This window comes from Sinorhizobium kostiense (assembly GCF_017874595.1).
Taxonomy (GTDB): domain Bacteria; phylum Pseudomonadota; class Alphaproteobacteria; order Rhizobiales; family Rhizobiaceae; genus Sinorhizobium; species Sinorhizobium kostiense.
In genome coordinates, this window is record NZ_JAGILA010000008.1 from 111,832 (window position 1) to 127,383 (window position 15,552).

Genomic DNA, 15,552 nt, shown 5'->3' on the forward strand with positions numbered 1-15,552 from the left:
CCGGCCATTGGACGGCGCATCTCCGGCTCTCATTTACTTCGAATCCCTCGGGGCTGGCACGGAGGCTGCGGTCGCCTCCAGCGCCGAGGTCAGGCGCTGGCCCACTGGCTATGGCCTTTTCGCAAGCGACTACGGCTTAGCCGCCGCCACCGCCACCACCACCACCGCCGCCGCCACCGGCAGCGCCACCACCACCGCCGCCGCCACCACCACCGCCGGCTCCATCGGCAGCGCCACCGCCGCCGCCACCACCGCCGCCACCGCCGGCGCCACCGCCGCCACCGCCGCCGCCACCACCGCCGGCCCCATCGCCGTCGCCGTTGCCGCCGCCGTTGCCATTACCGTTGCCGTCGCCGTTGCCATTACCGTTACCGTTACCGTTGCCGTTACCGTTACCGTTACCGTTACCGTTACCGTTGCCATCGTTACCGTCACGGCCGTTATCGGCGCCGCGGTCAGTGTTCGTCGATTGAAAAGCGTTCTGAATCAGGGCCGTCGACAAAGGCGGACATTGCGCCAGTTGCCCCGCAGAGAGAATTTCAGTGCGGTTCAAGGCGATGCAGCAGAGCTCAAAATTGGCTTCCGTAAGAGGGGCGCATTGACCTGCTGTCAGGATGGGGCGCTCGACCGCCTGGGCGTTCGCCGGGACCGTCGCCGTTGCAAGAAATCCAGCCGACATCAGCGCCAGGCCGGTGCTCGTGAAAAGTGATTCCAGGGCTCTCATTTTTGCTCTCCATAATTTAGTAGATGCTCAAATTACGAAAAGACGGGAATGTTCCCCGAGTGGAGTGAATTGAGAGGAGAGGGAGATGGACGCGGCGTCGAAGCGGCCAACAAGCAGGACGCGCCAAATATGTGCGTCAGCCGCATGGCTCCATGTATCTGCTTAAAGGCACGCGATATTCGAAGTGCTAGAGCGACCTTTGCGACGGCGCGCACCGGAGTAGGAAGGATTTCAACCGTCTCTGGGGGCGAAACCGAGGCGCTCGAGATGCTAAGTGCCCACTGCAGCAGTCGCCGAGCGATCACGAAATGCCAATGCGCAGATCGACGCAGAGCGAGCCTACTTCCCCGGCCGTCCCGTCTTGCCCTTGGTCCGCCCCTTGCGGCGCTTTTCCTCGGCCGGGTCCTCATAGGACCCGATGCCCGGTTTGGCGCGGGTGAGGACCGGCTTGTCCGGGACCTTGCCGGTCACCGGCTTCTCCGTGCGGCCGACGGTCATCTCGTCGAGGCTGTTTTTCCTGAACAGCGTTTGCCCCTCATCCACCCTTCGGGCACCTTCTCCCCGCCCGCGGGGAGAAGGAATGGCCACGTCACGGCCCATTTCGTCGAGGTTCGGCTTGCGGAAGAGGGGGCGCTCCATGTCGGTGCCTGGACCCATGTCGTCGAGGGCGGGCTTGCCGAAGTAGGAGCCATCCTTTCCCTCCCCCGTTTGGGGAGGGTGGCCCGAAGGGCCGGGAGGGGTTTCGTGGCTTTTCCCCTCCCCAACCCTCTCCACAGGGGGGAGGGAGCCCGGCGTGCCCGGGGCACCCTTGCTGGCTCGATTGCCGCTTTCCTGATTCTTTGCCTCTGCGCGGGCCATCGGGTCGTCCAATACGGCCAGTTCTGCGGCCTTCAGGCGCTTGATCTCGTCGCGGATTCTGGCGGCGGTTTCGAAGTCGAGGTCGGCGGCGGCGTCGCGCATCTGTTTTTCCAGCGCGTTGAGATGCGCCTGCAGATTGTTGCCGACGAGGTGGCCGGCCTCGGCGAAGCCTTTGCCGGCGACACCGGAGATGTCGGCGCGGACGTGGTCGCGCTCGTAGACGCTGTCGAGGATGTCGGAGATCCTCGCCTTCACCGATTCCGGTGTGATGCCGTGCTCGGCATTGTAGGCCATCTGCTTTTCGCGGCGGCGGTTGGTTTCGTCCATCGCCCGCTGCATCGAGCCGGTGATCGTGTCGGCATAGAGGATGACCTTGCCGTCGACGTTGCGGGCGGCGCGGCCGATCGTCTGGATGAGCGAGGTTTCCGAGCGCAGAAAGCCTTCCTTGTCAGCGTCCAGGATCGCGACGAAGCCGCATTCGGGGATGTCGAGGCCCTCGCGCAAGAGGTTGATCCCGACCAGCACGTCGAAGGCGCCGAGGCGCAGGTCGCGGATGATCTCGATACGCTCCAGCGTGTCGATGTCGGAATGCATGTAGCGCACGCGGATGCCCTGCTCGTGCAGGTACTCGGTCAGGTCCTCGGCCATGCGCTTGGTGAGAACGGTGACCAGCGTGCGATAGCCGGAGGCGGCGGTGGCGCGGATCTCGCCGAGCAGGTCGTCGACCTGGGTCTTGGCCGGGCGCACCTCGACCGGCGGGTCGATGAGGCCGGTCGGGCGGATCACCTGTTCGGCGAAGACGCCGCCGGATTGTTCCAGCTCCCAACCGCCGGGTGTCGCCGAGACGGCGATCGTGTCGGGGCGCATCGCGTCCCATTCCTCGAAGCGCAGGGGCCGGTTGTCCATGCAGGAGGGCAGGCGGAAGCCGTATTCGGCGAGCGTCGCCTTTCGGCGGAAGTCGCCGCGATACATGCCGCCGATCTGCGGAATGGTGACGTGGCTCTCGTCGATGAAGATGATGGCGTTGTCCGGAATATATTCGAACAGGGTCGGCGGCGGCTCGCCCGGCTTGCGGCCGGTCAGGTAGCGGGAATAGTTCTCGATACCCTGGCAGGAGCCGGTCGCCTCGAGCATTTCGAGATCATAGCGGGTGCGTTGCTCGAGCCGCTGCGCCTCGAGCAGGCGGCCGGCCCTTTCCAGTTCCTCCAGCCGGAAGGCCAGTTCCTCCTTGATCGCCTTGATGGCGGCATTCAAGGTCGGCCGCGGCGTCACATAGTGGGAATTGGCGTAGATCTTCACCGATTTGAGCTCGCCGGTCTTCTGGCCGGTCAGCGGATCGAACTCGGTGATGGCGTCGATCTCGTCGCCGAACATGGAGATGCGCCAGGCGGCATCCTCCAGGTGGGCCGGGAAAATCTCGATCGTGTCGCCGCGCACGCGAAAGGAGCCACGCTGGAAATCCATGTCGCGGCGCTTGTATTGCTGCGCCACCAGGTCGGCGAGCAATTGCCGCTGGTCGAGCCGGTCGCCGACACTCATCTGGAAGGTCATTGCCGTATAGGTCTCGACCGAGCCGATACCATAGATGCAGGAGACCGACGCGACGATGATGACGTCGTCACGCTCGAGCAGCGAGCGCGTCGCCGAGTGGCGCATACGGTCGATCTGCTCGTTGATCGAGGATTCCTTCTCGATATAGGTGTCCGAGCGGGGGACGTAGGCTTCCGGCTGGTAATAGTCGTAATAGGAGACGAAATACTCGACCGCGTTGTCCGGGAAGAAGTTCCTGAACTCGGAATAGAGCTGGGCGGCGAGCGTCTTGTTCGGCGCCAGAATGACCGCCGGGCGCTGCGTCGCTTCGATCACCTTGGCCATGGTGAAGGTCTTTCCCGAGCCGGTGACGCCCAGGAGAACCTGGTTGCGCTCGGCGGATGAGAGGCCTTCCACCAGGTCGCCGATCGCTGTCGGCTGGTCGCCAGCCGGCTGGTAATCCGATTGCATGCGGATGGCGATGCCGCCCTCCGACTTGTCCGGCCGTGGCGGCCGGTGCGGCGTCCAGAGCTTGCCGTCCTTGAAAAGCGGATTGCCGCTCTCGATCAGCCTGGCCAGGGCCTCGACCGTGGCGGTGACGCCGGAGCCCGCATTGAACCTGTCGGCGTCCTCCAGGGAAACGTCGAGCCCGGCCACCGGATTGAGCCCCGCGGCAGCGCGCGTCTTCGGATCGGTCGAGCCGCCCATCGAGGTACCTCGAGATGTCTTTGCGCTCACGCTCTCGGCGCGTTGCGCCTTCGCTCCGCGGGGGCCTCGCGTCAGCTCGGACGCCCTTTCGGGCTTGCGGCCTTCGGCCGATCCTGATGCGGTGTCTTTCGAAGCGGCGAGTTCCACCTTCTTGCGGTGTCTGCCGGCCTTGGAGGCGACTTCACGCCGGTTCTCGAAGGTGGACGCTTCCGCTTCCGCCTCGAGCTGCCTCACCCAGTCGGAGACGTTGCCTGAGAGCGGCGCGCCGGAAAGCGGAGCCTGCGGGATTTCTTCGAAACCGCTCGGAGCCGAGGATTTCTTCGGAGCATTCTTCGGAGTTTTGGCCATGGCGGGGAATATGGAGAGAGTCAGCTCGAAAGGAAAGGGGGAATGAGTACAAAAGGGAAACGATACGCTCGGGTTTTCCGGAGGTTTGAGAAAGGTCAAGGGTTCCCTCATGTGACGAGCATTGAGGGAAGGCGGGTTGTGCCGAAGTCACTTGCCGCCGTTATTTCAGATCGGCATCGTCTGCGATTGTCGATTCGCTCCCTCCCGAGGATTCCATGCCCTTTGCCTTGAATGCCGCCTATATCTGGCCGGTCCTGCTGCTGCTCGCATCAAACGTGTTCATGACCTTCGCCTGGTATGGGCATCTTAAGTTCACCCATTCGCCGCTCTATGTCGTCATCGTTGCGAGTTGGGGCATCGCCTTCTTCGAGTACTGGCTCGCAGTTCCCGCCAACCGGATCGGCCACTCGGTCTATTCGGCGGCGCAGCTGAAGACGATGCAGGAAGTGATCACGCTCGCCATCTTCGTCGTCTTCTCGATCTTCTGGCTGAAGGAGCCGATCGGCTGGCACCAGCTCATCGGCTTCGCGCTGATCGCCGCCGGGGCTTCGTTCATCTTCAAGGGGTGAGGGCCGTGCGCAGACGACGGGAATAGGAACGATCCCTATTCCTCGGGAACCGGCGTCGGTTTGCCGTTCGCATCGAGCGCCACCATTACGAAGATGGCGTCGGTGACCTTCTCCATCACATGCGAGAGATAGCGTTGCGCCGCCCAGGCCTCGACCTTGAGCGTCATCGAGGTGCGGCCGACCTTGACGATGTCGGTGTAGACGCAGAGCGTGTCGCCGATCTTCACCGGCAGGGCGAAGGCCATTTCCTTGACGGCGGCTGTGACGACACGGCCGCGAGCGCGTTCGGCGGCGCGGATGCCGCAGGAAAGGTCCATCTGCGCCATGACCCAGCCGCCGAAGATGTCCCCGGCGGCATTGGCATCGCCCGGCATCGCCAGCGTCCGCAGGGTTAGCTCGCCGGTCGGCCTGATCACTGCGCTCATCTCTTCGTCTCCCGTTTGCTCGAAGCCTTAGAGCATTTTTCCGACAGCTGGAACCGTCCGACCTCGTGACGTGCTCTCAAAAAAGACACCGCAGACTTCCCCGTCCGCGCGTGAGGCTCCTCCCGGGCGTGGCGGTGTCACCACCGGAAATGACACCCCTCAATTTTTAGCGCGCTTTGTTAGGACATTTGAAAATACCCCGTCCTATCCTGCAGGCTCTCAGTGGGTTGGAGGGGATAATGAAAAGATTTTCGATTGCCGCGCGGCTCTATGCGCTTGTGGCCGTTGCGCTCATCGCCATGGCGGCCGCTCTGGTGTTTGGCCTGTTCGAGGCCCACAAGCAGCTGGTGGCCGAGCGCAAGGCGATGCTTGCGGCGATGAACGATAACGCGATCGCCGTTTTCGACTCCTACCATAAGCAGGAGGTGGCGGGGACCTTGTCGCGCGAGGAAGCGCAGAAGCGGGCACTCGATGCAATCAAGGCGATGCGCTACCAGGACAGCGGCTATTTCTGGGTCAACGACATGCATCCGACGATGGTGATGCACCCGATCAAGCCCGAGCTGGACGGTAAGGACCTCTCCCAGAACAAGGACCCCAACGGCAAGTTCCTGTTCGTCGAATTCGTGAAGACGGTCCAGGCCCAGGGCAAGGGCTTCGTCGATTACCACTGGCCCAAGCCCGGCGCCGACGAACCGGTGCTGAAATATTCGCATGTGGGCGGCTTCAAGCCCTGGGGCTGGTTGGTCGGCACCGGCGTCTATGCCGACGACCTTGCGGCAATGTTCCGTAGCGGAGCCATTGAGGTGGTCGCCCTTCTTGCCGCGGCCGGGCTGGTGACCGTCGCCGCGGCACTGGCAATCGTGCGCAGCGTCGTGCGTCCGGTCGACAAGCTGAAAAGCTCGATGCGGGCGATTGCCGACGAGGACGTTTCTGCCGAAGTTCCGGAGACCGATCGCGGCGACGAGATCGGGCAGATGGCGAAGGTGCTGGTCGAACTGCGCGACTCGGTGAAGGAGCGGCTCGAGCTGCGTTCGCGCGAAGCGGAGCAGCAGCACCGCCTGGACAGCGAGCGGCGCGGCAATGAGGAGCGCCAGCGCGCGACGGCGGCTTCCCAGGCGGATGCGATGGAGACGATCGGCGCGGCGCTGGAGCGGCTGGCGAGCGGCGATCTCACCGTGGATATTGAGCGTATCGCGCCGGAATACGGCAAGCTGAAGAACGACTTCAACACCGCCGTCGCGGCGCTTCGTGACGTCGTCGGTTCCATCTCGCACTCGACCGAGATCGTCTACGGCAGCGCCGGCGACATTTCGGAAGCTGCGAACAACCTGGCGCGGCGCACGGAACAGCAGGCGGCGGCGCTGGAGGAAACCGCGGCAGCGCTCGACGAGATCACCTCGACCGTCCGGCACGCTTCCGACCGGGCGACTGAGGCCCGCGACATGGTGAACGAGACGAAGGCGAGTGCGGCGAAATCCGGCGGCATTGTCCGCAACGCGATCGATGCGATGGGGCGGATCGAGAGCTCTTCCAACCGCATCAGCCAGATCATCGGCGTCATCGACGAGATCGCCTTCCAGACGAACCTGCTCGCCCTCAATGCCGGCGTCGAGGCGGCGCGGGCGGGCGAGGCGGGCCGCGGCTTTGCCGTCGTCGCCCAGGAAGTGCGCGAGCTCGCCCAACGTTCGGCCGGGGCGGCCAAGGAGATCAAGGAGCTGATCCGCGCCTCGGTCAATGAGGTCGGCGCAGGCGTGGAACTCGTCCGCTCGACCGGCGACGCGCTGACGGAGATCGAAACGCTGGTCAACCGGGTGAACGAGCAGGTTGCCTCGATTGCCACCGCCGCCCGGGAACAGGCAACCGGCCTGCAGGAGGTCAACACGGCCGTCAACAGCATGGACCAGATGACCCAGCAGAACGCGGCGATGGTCGAGGAGACCACCGCGGCGAGCCAGATGCTGGCTCAGGAAAGCCGCGAGCTGAAGTCGTTGTTGCAACGCTTCCGCCTGCAGGAGCAGGCCGGCAAGGCCGTTTACGGACGGGCAGCCTGACCCAAGCGACGAATATTGGAAAGGCCCGCCTTCGAAAGAGGGTGGGCCTTGCCGCATGCCTACCACAGGTAGATGCCATCGCATAGGCTGATTCTCTCTGGTTGACGCGGCTCCCTTCCATGGGTGAGATGAAGCGAGGCTGCGCCGCCGGCCTCATTCGCTGTCAAAGGGAGGAATCGATGTATTTTCGAAAAGTGGTTCAGTGGCGGCATGCCTTGTTGCCGGTGGCGCTTGGCTTCCTTTCGGCCTGCACCGTAGTGGTCGACGAACCGCGCCCGGGGCCGATCGCGTCGCCGCAGGTCTGCACGATGGAATACGCGCCCGTCTGCGGCGAACGCGGTAATCGCCTGCGGACCTTCCCCAATGCATGCCATGCCCGCGTCGACGGGTTTCGGGTGGTCCACCGCGGCGAGTGCCGTCCCGACTTTCGCCCGCCGCTGCAGGAGGCCTGCACACGCGAGTTCGCGCCCGTCTGCGGCGAGCGTCGCGGACGCAGGCAGACCTTCGCGAACGCCTGCATGGCACGGTCGGAGGGCTTCAGGATCGTAGCGCGAGGCGAATGCCGGCGCGACGACGACCTGCCTTCGCCACCGCAATTCTGCACCCGGGAATTCGCTCCCGTGTGCGCCGAGCGCAGCGGCCGCCTGAGGACGTTCCCGAATGCCTGCGAAGCACGTGCGGATGGCTTCGATGTCGTCCATCGGGGAGAATGCCGCTAGGCAGCGCCGCGCCCTGTCAGGCGAAAAGGCGTCTGAGGCATTGCATGTCTCCTTGCTTGAAGTCGGTTCGAGGAGACATGCAGCAGGACTTGTCCATGCGCGATGCCCGCGGATCGCTGGATGAAGCAGGTCTTCGGAAAGCCTTCATTTACCATGTTTTGATAGAGTTCTGCCGAAATCGTCTTTTTCGGCCGCGTGCCCGCCTGGTGACATAGCCGGTGGCCACTTTCGGTCGCGGGCGGGCGGCGTAGCTGTTGGACGAAGGCGGCAGTGAGTATGGCGTATGTATCTCTTCTCCACCGGCCGTTGACGGCGCTTCTCCTCTCCGTATCGCTCGTCGCCTGCACCACCGACGTGCTTGCACCGTCGGCGCGGATCGATGGCGACACCGCGGTCGGCGCAATCCGACCCAGCCGGGCCGTTGCCAATCCGGAGCAGGAGGTGGCCTCCGCCTATCCGGCCGGGCAGCCTGTTGCGACATTCAGAGAGGCTGCCATGCCTGCCGGGCAGAGCGCAGAGGGGCCGCGCGGCCAGCCCATCGACAGCGCGCCCATGGCGAGCCGGGTCGCAACCGACGGAGCGATGGCCATTCCACCCGAAGGCGTGAACATGGACGCCATGCTCGGCGTCGAGCCGGTCGTCGGCCTCGCCGAGGAGCAAGCGGGGCAGATCGCCGAAGGCAATGCGACGCAGCCGGTGGTCGGCGGGATCGGCGAGGACAATGTGCACCAGCTCGGTGGTGCCGTGCAGGCTCCGGTCCCGCAGCAACCGGACCTCGGTTACGATCCCGACTTGCCGCCGCTTGCGCCCGGGCCGGTTCGGGCCGAACGGTCGAATGGGCCGCGTGCGCCCGAGCCGCAACGGTCTATGAGGCCGGCGGAAGAGCCGCAGCAGGTGGCCCTGCTGCCGCGCGCCCGCAATCCGCTGGCGGCGCCGGAATATACCGGACGGATGCCAGCTTCGGAAATTGCCTGCCGCCAGCAACTGAAAAGCCTCGGCGTCATCTACCGCGACCTGCCGCGCATTCATGACGGGCCGTCCTGCGGCATCGATTATCCGATCGAGCTCCATGGCCTTTCCGGCAATATCGGCGTGAAGCCGGCGGTGAAACTCAATTGCCAGGTCACCGCAGCCTTTGCCAAATGGGTGAAGTACGAGCTCGCGCCGTCGTCCCGCTACCGCTACTGGTCGGGGGTCAAGACCATCAGGCCGCTCGGCGGCTATTCCTGCCGTACGATGAACTCGCGCCGCGGCAATCCGATGTCGGAGCATGCACGCGGCAACGCCATCGACGTCGGCAAGTTCGTGCTGAAAAACGGCAAGCAGATCGACGTGCGCAGGAAAGGCTTCTTCGCCTTCCGCGAACGCGGGCTGCTGAAGGCCGTGCGCGCCGACAGCTGCAAATATTTCAACACGGTGCTCGGCCCGGGCAGCGATCCGTTCCACAAGGATCACTTTCATTTCGACTTGAGGACGCGAAAGTCCGGCTACCGGCATTGCGATTAGCGCCCTGGCGGAGAAAAGCGCCGTCGCCATAGTGCCGGAGCAGGGGAAGAAGCTCAGCTTGCGTCGCGAGAGCGGATCGCTCCGGCAACAGGAAGGCGATTGAAAAGCATCACCGTTTCATGAGAGTGGTGGGCCTTCGTCCACATCCGGCAATGTCCATTGCCGAAGTCAGCACATTCGGGTTTTTCCATGCCGCCGATCTCGGAACTCATGATGTTCGCGCTGGCGCTGGCCGCGGCCGGGGTCGTTGCCGGCGTCCTTGCCGGTCTCTTCGGCATTGGCGGCGGCGCCATCCTGGTGCCGGTCTTCTATCAGGTCTTCGGCCTTCTCGGCATTGACGATGCGGTCAGGATGCATCTTTCCGTCGGCACGTCGCTTGCGATCATCGTTCCAACGTCGGTGCGCTCTTTCCTGTCGCACTACAGGCGGGGTGTCTCGGACACGGATCTCCTGCGCAACTGGCTCCTCGCCGTGCCGCTCGGCGCGATTCTCGCCTCGGTGATCGCAGCCTATGTCGGCAGCGAGGCGCTGCGGCTAATCTTCGCGGTGATCGCCCTCGCCATCGCATTCCGGATGATCTTCAACCGGGCAAGCTGGCGCATCGGCTCGGATCTCCCGAAGAATCCGATCAAATGGCTGGTGGGCGTGGCGATCGGCGTTCTCTCCGGCCTCATGGGCGTCGGCGGCGGGGTGCTGAACAACACCTTCATGACCTTGTACAACCGCCCGATCCATCAGGCGGTGGCGACATCGGCGGGCGTCGGCGTGCTGATCTCGATTCCCGGCCTGTTCGGCTATGTCTGGGCCGGTTGGGGCGAGGCCGGGCTGCCGCCGCTATCGACCGGCTTCATCAATTGGATAGCCGTGGCGCTGATCATCCCGATCACGCTGCTGGTCGCGCCGGTCGGTGTCGCACTCGCCCATGCGTTGGACCGGCGCCAGCTCGAGGCGGGCTTCGGCATCTTCATGACGCTGATTGCCCTGCGGTTCTTCTATAGCCTGTACGGGTAGGAGGACATTCGCGGTCCTCCGAATGCGTTTCAGTGGGATCTCAGCGCCACTTCATTTCGCCCTCGCAACCTTGACGAGATGGCCGGGAACGACCACGGACGGTTTGCGCGCGCTGATCCTTCGCCTGCGTGTCGGCGGTCCATTTGCGGACCGTTCTCCTTGAGCTGCGGTCCCGTCGGGGCTGTGCGATAATCCAGTTCTTTTCCATGCGCTTCAACACGCGGCGGTCAAAACGCCGCATCTGCACAACGAACTTGTTCAATCAATCAATATACATTATATTTAATTGTATATTGATAACACTCACGGAGGCACCAATGCCTGCAGCAGCACCTGCCAGACCGGATGTCAAAGGCTTTTACGAGGAGCGTACGTGCAGCATTCAATACGTCGTTTCAGATCCGGTGACCAAGCGTTGCGCCATCATCGATCCGGTGCTCGACTTCGACGAGAAGTCGGGCGCGACGGCAACGGTCCAGGCGGATCGAATCCTTGCCTACGTGGCGGAGAAAGGGCTGGCGGTCGAATGGATCCTCGACACCCATCCGCACGCCGACCACTTCTCTGCGGCCGCCTATCTGAAGGAGAAAACCGGGGCGCCGACCGGGATCGGATCCGAAGTGGTGCGTGTCCAGAAGCTTTGGAAGGGCATCTATAACTGGCCCGAACTCGAAACCGACGGTTCGCAATGGGACCATCTCTTCACGGATGGCGAGCGGTTTTCCGTCGGGTCGATCGCCGGGCACGTCATCTATTCGCCGGGCCACACGCTCGCCTCCGTCACCTATGTCGTCGGCGATGCGGCCTTCGTGCATGATACGATCTTCATGCCGGACAGTGGCACTGCGCGTGCGGATTTTCCCGGCGGCGATGCGCGGCAATTGTGGCGGTCGATCAGCAAGATCCTGGTCCTGCCGGACGAGACCCGCCTTTTCACCGGCCATGATTACCAGCCGAACGACCGCGAGCCGCGCTGGGAAAGCACGGTCGGCGAGGAGAAGCGCTGCAATCCGCATCTTGCCGGCGTGACCGAGGACGAATTCGTCCGCCTGCGGGAGGCCCGCGACAAAACGCTGCCGATGCCGAAACTGATCCTGCACGCGCTGCAGGTCAATATTCGCGGCGGCCGCCTGCCGGAGCCTGAGGCAAACGGCGCCCGATACCTGAAATTCCCGCTCAACGCGCTCCAGGGAGCGGCGTGGAGCTGAAAGGAGCAATCATGGAAACTCTGACGCGAATTGCAGATGTCGGTCCGGACATGGGCGAACGGGCGGCGGAGGCGGCGGCTCTCCTGAAGACCCTCGCCAACCACAATCGGCTGATGATCGTCTGCACGCTGGTCGAGGGCGAACAGTCGGTCGGCCAGTTGGAAGAGCTGCTCGGCATCCACCAGCCGACACTGTCGCAACAACTGACGGTGCTGCGGGAGGCGGGAATCATTGCCGCCCGGCGCGACGCCAAGCACGTCTTCTATCGGCTGGCCGAAGACAAGGCCGCGCGGCTGGTGACGGCGCTGTACGAGATCTTCTGCGGCGAGGGGGCAAAGTGATGGCCGACTATGTCAGCGCCCTTCTTGGCGGCATGCTCATCGGACTGTCGGCGGTCATCCTCATGCTGGCGAATGGCCGGGTGGCTGGCGTCAGCGGCATCGCAGGACGCCTGTTGCACGGCGTCCAGACGGCGACCGGAACGGCCTTTGTCGTCGGATTGATGTCGGGTCCGGTGTTCTTCCGTCTGTTTTTCGGAGAATGGCCGGCAATCCTGCTGTCGGCGGACTGGCCGCTCATCATCGCGGGTGGGCTGCTGGTCGGCTACGGGTCGCGCATGGGTTCGGGCTGCACCAGCGGCCACGGCGTGGTCGGGCTTGCACGGCTCTCGCGCCGCTCGCTCGCGGCAGTGGGCACTTTCATGGGTACCGCTGTCGCAACTGTGTATCTGATGGGATTCTTCCAATGAACCGCATTGCAGCCTATCGCGTCGTGGCCGCCTTGCTCTCGGGCGCCATCTTCGGCTTCGGCCTTGCGCTTTCGGGCATGCTGAATCCAGCGCGTGTCCGTGGCTTTCTCGACATAGCCCGCGACTGGGACCCGACCCTCGCTTTCGTGCTCGCGGGCGCCGTCCTGGTCTCGGCGGCCGGCATGGCGCTCGTGCGTCGCATGGCGAAGCCGCTTCTCGACAGCCGGTTTCATCTACCGGAGACAGTGGTGATCGACCGGCGGCTGATCGCCGGCTCGGCGATGTTCGGCGTCGGCTGGGGCATGGTCGGGCTCTGCCCGGGCCCGGCACTGGCGTTGCTGTCGCTGGGCCTGCCCGCGGTCGTTCTCTTCGTCGCGGCGATGTTTGCCGGGATGGCCGCGCATGATCGCCTGCAGGGAGCGCGGCTATGGAATCGGGCATGATACCGGCGATTGCCTCCGGTGGCGTTGTCGGCTTATCGCTGGGTCTGCTTGGGGGCGGCGGTTCCATTCTTGCCGTGCCGCTCTTGCTCTATGTCGTCGGCGTCGGCGGAACGCATGTGGCGATCGGCACGAGCGCTCTTGCCGTTTCGGCGAGCGCGCTCGTGAATTTCGCCGGTCACGCGCGAGCCGGGCATGTGTGGTGGCGCTGCGCAATCGTTTTTGCCCTCATCGGCACATTGGGCGCGCTTGTCGCGTCCTCCGTGGCCAAGCTGGTGGATGGCGAGAAGCTGCTCTTCCTCTTCGGCCTCGTCATGGTCGCTGTCGGTTTGGCCATGCTGTGGCCACGGCGTGCGGCCGAGGTCGAGCCGCGTCCGGTCGATGCGCGCATGTGCGGGGTGACGGCAGCGGTGGCGCTGGCGACCGGAGCGCTCTCCGGCTTCTTCGGCATTGGCGGCGGCTTCCTGATCGTGCCGGGGATTATTGTTGCGACCGGTATGCCGATGATAAATGCGATCGGCTCGTCGCTGCTTGCGATCAGCTCCTTCGGACTGGCGACGGCGCTAAACTACGCCGCGTCCGGCTTCGTGGATTGGACGGTAGCCGTGGAATTCATCGGCGGCGGCATTCTCGGCGGTGCCGCCGGCATCGTGGCGTCGCGGCGGCTGTCGGCCCGAAAGGGCGTTCTCAACCGGCTGTTCGCAGTGCTGGTATTGTGCGTTGCCGGTTACATTCTCCTGAAGGGCATGGCCGTGCCTGATGCGTTGACGGAGCGTCACCGCTAAATTTGCCCGCCATGGGCTGAAAATCTCGGTGAATCGGCCCATATAGAGCGGCAATCCTACCGACATTCCATTTTCCGGATCCGTTTCATGGCGCCCATTGTTTCCGTTTCGAATCTTTCGAAGACCTATGCCTCGGGTTTCGAGGCGCTGAAGGGCGTCAGCCTCGACATCGAAGAGGGCGAAATTCTCGCCCTGCTGGGGCCGAACGGCGCCGGCAAGACGACGTTGATCTCGATCATCTGCGGCATCGTGAATCCGAGCGGCGGCGAAGTCACCGTCAATGGCTATGACGTCGTTCGCGAATTCCGCGAAACACGCGCGATGATCGGTCTCGTACCGCAGGAACTGACGACGGATGCCTTCGAGACCGTGTGGAACACCGTATCATTTTCGCGCGGGCTGCATGGCAGGAAGCCGGATCCGACCCATATCGAAAAAGTGCTGAAGGATCTCTCGCTCTGGGACAAGAAGGACAACGTGCTGCGCGAGCTTTCGGGCGGTATGAAGCGGCGCGTCCTGATCGCCAAGGCGCTGTCGCACGAGCCGCGCGTGCTCTTCCTGGACGAGCCGACGGCGGGCGTCGACGTCAGTCTTCGCAAGAGCATGTGGGAGGTGGTCGAAAGGCTGCGCGCCTCGGGCGTGACGATCATCCTGACGACCCACTACATCGAAGAGGCGGAGGAGATCGCCGACCGCATCGCCGTGATCAATGGCGGTGAGATCCTGCTCGTCGAAGAAAAAGCGGCGCTGATGACGAAGCTCGGCCGCAAGCAGTTGCGGGTCGACCTGGCGCAGCCTATCGAGGAAGTCCCGCAAACCCTGTTGTCCTACAAGCTGTCGCTCGAGGAGAACGGACAATGCCTGATCTACGATTATGACACGAGTGCGGAGCGGACCGGCATCACCGCTCTGCTCGCGGCGCTTGCGGAAGCGGGCATCAGGCTCAGGGATATTTCGACGCGGCAAAGCTCGCTCGAGGATATTTTCGTGGAGATCGTGGAGGCGGGGCAATGAACTTAGAGGCGGTGAAGTCCATCTATTTCTTCGAGATGGCGCGCACGCGCCGAACGCTGCTGCAGAGCGTGGTGTCGCCGGTGATTTCCACCTCGCTTTATTTCATCGTCTTCGGTGCGGCGATTGGAGAACGAATTGACCAGATCGACGGCGTCTCCTACGGTGCCTTCATCACCCCGGGGTTGATGATGCTGACGTTGCTGACGCAATGCATCGGCAACGGTTCCTTCGGTATCTATTTTCCCAAATTCACCGGCACGATCTACGAGGTCCTTTCCTCGCCGATTTCGATGATCGAGATCGTGCTTGGCTATGTCGGCGCTGCCGCGACAAAGGGGCTGATGATCGGCACCATCATCCTGGCGACGGCATCACTCTTCGTCGATCTCAGCATTGCCCATCCGTTGGCCATGCTGTTCTTCTTCGTGCTGACGGCGATAACCTTCAGCCTCTTCGGCTTCATCATCGGCATCTGGGCGAAGGATTTCGAGCAGCTGAACCTCATTCCGATGCTGGTCGTGCCGCCGCTCGTCTTCCTCGGCGGCAGCTTCTATTCGATCGACATGCTGCCGCCATTCTGGCAGGCGGTCAGCCATTTCAATCCGGTGCTTTACCTGATCAGCGGCTTTCGCTGGAGCTTCTTCGAAGTGTCCGACGTCAACCCGCTAGCCAGTGCGGCAATCATTCTGGTCTTCCTGGCCCTTTGCATGTCGGTGCTGACCTGGATTTTCCGTACGGGCTACAAGCTGCGGAACTGAGGGGCCCGCCACGCGATGGGCCGCGCGCCTTCTGTCCGGTTTCGAACAGAAGGCGCGTGCAGGCTAGAGCATACCCGTCGGGCGATATATCGTAGCCATCCCGCACATGCGTGACTGCATCACGTAAGCTCGGCCCCTCTCGAGGGG

At 63.6% G+C, this 15,552-nt stretch carries 15 protein-coding genes; 12 read left to right on the top strand and 3 right to left on the bottom strand.

All coding sequences use genetic code 11. From position 1 onward, the window contains the following. Nucleotides 1-129: 129 nt before the first annotated feature. Together J2Z31_RS29870 and uvrB are read right to left on the bottom strand one after the other, a co-directional pair. Entirely contained in the window at nucleotides 130-435 is a 306-nt protein-coding gene (locus J2Z31_RS29870; protein ID WP_209605373.1) for a hypothetical protein, read from the bottom strand. A 628-nt stretch (nucleotides 436-1,063) separates the two neighbouring features. Then, nucleotides 1,064-4,168 carry an excinuclease ABC subunit UvrB gene (uvrB, locus tag J2Z31_RS23990; RefSeq protein WP_209605375.1) on the bottom strand — a complete coding sequence of 1,035 codons (3,105 nt, stop codon included), beginning with the start codon at nucleotides 4,166-4,168 and terminating at the stop codon, nucleotides 1,064-1,066. Between the two features lie 215 nt (nucleotides 4,169-4,383). Between uvrB and J2Z31_RS23995 the strand changes: the two genes are divergently transcribed. After that, nucleotides 4,384-4,737, top strand: coding sequence for a DMT family protein (locus J2Z31_RS23995; RefSeq protein WP_209605377.1), 354 nt, complete (start codon nucleotides 4,384-4,386; stop codon nucleotides 4,735-4,737). Nucleotides 4,738-4,772: 35 nt separating this feature from the next. Here J2Z31_RS23995 and J2Z31_RS24000 read toward each other — a convergent pair whose 3' ends face one another. Further along, a complete protein-coding gene (locus J2Z31_RS24000) occupies nucleotides 4,773-5,162 on the bottom strand; it encodes an acyl-CoA thioesterase (protein WP_209605379.1) in 390 nt (129 codons plus the stop codon). 239 nt (nucleotides 5,163-5,401) lie between these two features. Here J2Z31_RS24000 and J2Z31_RS24005 point away from each other — a divergent pair, with 239 nt between their 5' ends. From J2Z31_RS24005 to J2Z31_RS24055, 11 genes are all read left to right on the top strand, one after another. After that, a complete protein-coding gene (locus J2Z31_RS24005) occupies nucleotides 5,402-7,216 on the top strand; it encodes a methyl-accepting chemotaxis protein (protein WP_209605381.1) in 1,815 nt (604 codons plus the stop codon). 179 nt (nucleotides 7,217-7,395) lie between these two features. Beyond that, complete coding sequence (locus J2Z31_RS24010) at nucleotides 7,396-7,935, top strand: Kazal-type serine protease inhibitor domain-containing protein (protein ID WP_209605383.1); 540 nt, start codon at nucleotides 7,396-7,398, stop codon at nucleotides 7,933-7,935. Between the two features lie 276 nt (nucleotides 7,936-8,211). Beyond that, nucleotides 8,212-9,441, top strand: a complete 1,230-nt coding sequence (locus J2Z31_RS24015) for an extensin-like domain-containing protein (RefSeq protein ID WP_209605385.1) — start codon at nucleotides 8,212-8,214, stop codon at nucleotides 9,439-9,441. A 189-nt stretch (nucleotides 9,442-9,630) separates the two neighbouring features. Continuing rightward, nucleotides 9,631-10,452, top strand: a complete 822-nt coding sequence (locus J2Z31_RS24020; protein ID WP_209605387.1) for a sulfite exporter TauE/SafE family protein — start codon at nucleotides 9,631-9,633, stop codon at nucleotides 10,450-10,452. 317 nt (nucleotides 10,453-10,769) lie between these two features. Further along, complete coding sequence (locus J2Z31_RS24025; RefSeq protein ID WP_209605389.1) at nucleotides 10,770-11,660, top strand: MBL fold metallo-hydrolase; 891 nt, start codon at nucleotides 10,770-10,772, stop codon at nucleotides 11,658-11,660. 11 nt (nucleotides 11,661-11,671) lie between these two features. After that, nucleotides 11,672-12,001 (top strand): ArsR/SmtB family transcription factor, encoded by a 330-nt coding sequence (locus tag J2Z31_RS24030; protein WP_209605392.1) that lies wholly within the window; start codon nucleotides 11,672-11,674, stop codon nucleotides 11,999-12,001. Next, complete coding sequence (locus tag J2Z31_RS24035) at nucleotides 12,001-12,408, top strand: YeeE/YedE family protein (RefSeq protein ID WP_209605394.1); 408 nt, start codon at nucleotides 12,001-12,003, stop codon at nucleotides 12,406-12,408. The genes J2Z31_RS24030 and J2Z31_RS24035 overlap by 1 nt, the downstream gene beginning before the upstream one ends. After that, nucleotides 12,405-12,851, top strand: coding sequence for a YeeE/YedE family protein (locus J2Z31_RS24040; protein WP_209605396.1), 447 nt, complete (start codon nucleotides 12,405-12,407; stop codon nucleotides 12,849-12,851). The genes J2Z31_RS24035 and J2Z31_RS24040 overlap by 4 nt, the downstream gene beginning before the upstream one ends. Next, nucleotides 12,836-13,633: a sulfite exporter TauE/SafE family protein gene (locus J2Z31_RS24045; RefSeq protein WP_209605398.1), complete on the top strand. Its 798-nt coding sequence runs from the start codon at nucleotides 12,836-12,838 to the stop codon at nucleotides 13,631-13,633. Before J2Z31_RS24040 ends, J2Z31_RS24045 begins: the two co-directional genes overlap by 16 nt. 87 nt (nucleotides 13,634-13,720) lie before the next feature. Beyond that, complete coding sequence (locus J2Z31_RS24050; protein WP_209605399.1) at nucleotides 13,721-14,647, top strand: ABC transporter ATP-binding protein; 927 nt, start codon at nucleotides 13,721-13,723, stop codon at nucleotides 14,645-14,647. Beyond that, complete coding sequence (locus J2Z31_RS24055) at nucleotides 14,644-15,405, top strand: ABC transporter permease (RefSeq protein WP_209605402.1); 762 nt, start codon at nucleotides 14,644-14,646, stop codon at nucleotides 15,403-15,405. Before J2Z31_RS24050 ends, J2Z31_RS24055 begins: the two co-directional genes overlap by 4 nt. Nucleotides 15,406-15,552: the final 147 nt, after the last annotated feature.